4 protein-coding genes, 1 pseudogene and 1 riboswitch are annotated in these 3,047 nt (G+C 49.7%); of the genes and pseudogenes, 2 read left to right on the top strand and 3 right to left on the bottom strand.

Annotated features, from left to right (window positions below; genetic code table 11):
• Both RMO35_RS19620 and cobG read right to left on the bottom strand, forming a co-directional pair.
• Window positions 1-310, bottom strand: a 310-nt coding sequence (locus tag RMO35_RS19620) for a precorrin-8X methylmutase (protein ID WP_309743387.1), incomplete at its 3' end; no start/stop codon positions are given.
• A complete protein-coding gene (cobG, locus tag RMO35_RS19615) occupies window positions 300-1,745 on the bottom strand; it encodes a precorrin-3B synthase (RefSeq protein ID WP_309743385.1) in 1,446 nt (481 codons plus the stop codon). The genes cobG and RMO35_RS19620, both read right to left, overlap by 11 nt.
• A 52-nt stretch (window positions 1,746-1,797) precedes the next feature.
• A riboswitch (cobalamin riboswitch) is annotated at window positions 1,798-1,925 on the bottom strand.
• Here cobG and RMO35_RS19610 point away from each other — a divergent pair.
• Together RMO35_RS19610 and RMO35_RS19605 are read left to right on the top strand one after the other, a co-directional pair.
• On the top strand, window positions 1,920-2,066 hold the full coding sequence (locus RMO35_RS19610; RefSeq protein WP_309743384.1) for a hypothetical protein: 147 nt from the start codon (window positions 1,920-1,922) through the stop codon (window positions 2,064-2,066). (Overlaps the previous riboswitch by 6 nt.)
• 106 nt (window positions 2,067-2,172) lie before the next feature.
• On the top strand, window positions 2,173-2,382 hold the full coding sequence (locus tag RMO35_RS19605; protein ID WP_309743382.1) for a hypothetical protein: 210 nt from the start codon (window positions 2,173-2,175) through the stop codon (window positions 2,380-2,382).
• Window positions 2,383-2,585: 203 nt separating this feature from the next.
• Here the strand turns inward: RMO35_RS19605 and RMO35_RS19600 are convergent.
• Window positions 2,586-3,047: pseudogene (locus RMO35_RS19600) on the bottom strand (7,8-didemethyl-8-hydroxy-5-deazariboflavin synthase subunit CofH); the annotation flags it as partial.

Raw genomic sequence — 3,047 nt, 5'->3', positions numbered from 1 at the left:
TCACGCGATTATCTACAGGTAAGCGTATGCGTGTCACACCGTCGGCAACAATCCGCGCATCGCACAAAATCGGTGCCCCATCAGCTAGTGCTTTGCGCCCGACGCGTGCGGCATCGATCGAAAAATCCAGATCGTTGACGATATCAATCATCCCACACGCATGGATCAGTCGGACTGCAACTGCATCGAACTCCGCAGGTAAGGTATCGAGTTGAGCTTCCGATCGAATTGTGGCAAAAGATTGGCTATAAATTTCCGCCCCATCGCGGATGTACTGTAAGGGAGCGGGAATGGTAATTTTAGACGACATGAAGTAATTCTTGCAGTTGGGCTGATGTTTGATGGTTGATAAAGGCTGAAAATGATTCTCGGGCATCGATCCGGCGCTCGTGATAAGTGGCGATGAGGCTGCCGATCGCGATCGGGACGCGTTCGGGGGGCAATAGATCGCTGGTTTCCTGTCCACATTCGCCCATAACCCCACCGATTTCGAGCCGATAGCTGCCGCCAGTTCGATCGGCGTTCTCGGTGCCCCACAGGGTAATGTCGGCTCGCTCGTGTTGAGCGCAAGATTTATCGCAACCACTAAAATGAATATTCAGCGGTAGATTTAGGGTAAATTTAGCAGCTAAATACTCGGATAGCGCGATCGCATCGGCTTGAGTATCAGTCGCGCTAAACTGGCAACCAGTCATACCCGCACAGGCTCTTAATAAACTACTCGGATGAGTAGCTGTTTGCACCAAACCCAGATCGGTAATTAACTCCTGTACCTTCTGGAGATCGCGCTCCTTAACATCGGGGACAATGACATTTTGCCAGGGAGTCAGGCGAATATGTCCACTCCCATACCGTGCGGCGATCGCGCCCAAACCGCTGACTTGCGCTCCAGTCGCTCGTCCCAATAATAAGACGATACCCACATAATAGCGATCTGATTGACGTTGCGGATGTACGCCTAAATGAACATCCTCATTTACCTGCGTCGCATCGCGATCTGCACGGTTTTTAAAAATTAAACGGCTAGAACCCGCAATTTCTCGTCGCACCAGTTCGCCAAACTCGGTCAAACCAAAGTGCCGAATCACACTTCTGAGTCTGGGCGGACGGCGAAGCTCGCCACCAATAGTTTTGATGCCCTGGCGGTAACACTGAGAAATCGCCGCCAACATCGGCAAACATTCCTCGATCGTTAAATCGACCCCGACAGGTTGTGGTCGGTGTCCGCGATCGCCCATACTCAGATAGAGACTAAATTTATCCTCACCAACGGCTAACAGCGATATATCATTGGGTCGATCGAGAATACTCACACTCCCACCACCATCAAAACCGACGCTAAATTTATTCGACAATTCACCCAGCTCGGAGTGATTATCTAAATATTCCAGCCAAGCAGCCGCCAACGGACGGACATCGATGAGTTCCCGCGCATCGATTCCCGCTGTCGGACTCAGCATCACATTCCGGATGCCATCAATGGCAGTCTGACTCGCAGCCAATCCACATTCAGTTAATTTCGTTAATAAACCGCTATCTAAATCTCGATCGATCGATCGTAGTTGTAAGTTCGCCCGATTGGTAACTTGGACGTATGCTAACCCGATCGTGTCTAGTAGCTGGGCGATCGTCGCACACTGCAATTCATTCAAAACACCACCTGGAATCCGCAACCGCGTCAATAATCCATCACGCGCGATCGCAGGATGATAAATATCTGGACAGATCGACCTTTCAACAGACACTGAATCTAACTCCTTCCCTATGCGACGCAAGGAAATAGTGAATGTAAGTACCCCATCGGTACGCTCAGAGCACGGTATTCTGACTCGAAGCATTCGCGCTCCATCACAGTTGCGGCACAGTCTTGGATTCTCACCAAACTTCCCCGATCCCCAGCTAGAACAATCTAACATGAGATGGCAATTGGTTGGTGGCTAGTGGCTGGTGAATGGCACGACTTTACACCGCGATTTTCGATCGCTCTACACGAGCGGAACAATCCCAAGAGCGCCCCGTCACAAACAATAAATCCACACTTGCTCGACACGATCGATCCCTGGTAGATCGATCGCCGTAGCTCGGAAATCTCCATAATTTAAAATCCTAAAATCGTGGAATCCGGGATACAATTGCCTTGAGTGTGAGTAAGTATAAATAACTATCAAAGCTATGTCGCCCAGTTCCCTAACCCCAGTTGCGCCCCGATCTACTACCCAAGAGCGTGCAGTTGGATCTGCTAATTCAGAGTACGAGCAGCAAATTGCCAAATTGACCAAAGCTCTATATCCAGCCGATAGACAAGAAAAATTCCTCGAACTGCAAGCAGAAGTTGACACCCTGTTATGCCAGTTGCAAGCATTGCAGACAGTGCGCGTGTAGATTTTGAGTCAGCACAACTTTTCGACCGTTTAAAATACCAGCCTCATCCAATCTTAAAATTACAAACAGAGCGATCGAAGATATTTCGATCGCTTTGTCTTTAGATCTAGATTCGTGATGGTGCGTTACGCCTACACCAGAGCGATAAATTAACGGTAGGGTGCGTTACTGCGCAAGCATAACGCACCAATTCTCTGGTCGATCTAAAGTAATTCGTATAGAGTACTACGCTGCCGATAATCCCGATCGAGATCGCCAATCGCCCCCTGCAACTGAGCAACCGATAAACAAGTCCCGCCTTTGGCTCCCGCCATCGTGGTAATATGCTCCTCCATCAACGTGCCGCCCAAATCGTTGCATCCCCATGTGAGCGCAGTTTTCGCGCCTTCTAGCCCCAATTTGACCCAACTGGGCTGATGATTGGGGATGTAGTTACCCAAGAAAATGCGCGCGACAGCCGTGAGTAAGAGATTGTCAGCCAGAATTGGTTGATCGCGTCCGACACGACTGCGCAGCGGTGCGGGTGCAGATTCACCGACAAAAGGAAGAATGATAAATTCCGTAATGCGTGTGGGATACTCAGACTCGATCGCGTGTTGTTGAATTTGTTTTAACTGCTCTAAATGGGCGATTTGCTGGCTGGGAGTCTCGATATGTCCGGCTAA

The sequence above is a fragment of the Chamaesiphon sp. OTE_20_metabat_361 genome (genome assembly GCF_031364565.1).
This window is presented reverse-complemented; position numbering and strand designations above follow the sequence as displayed.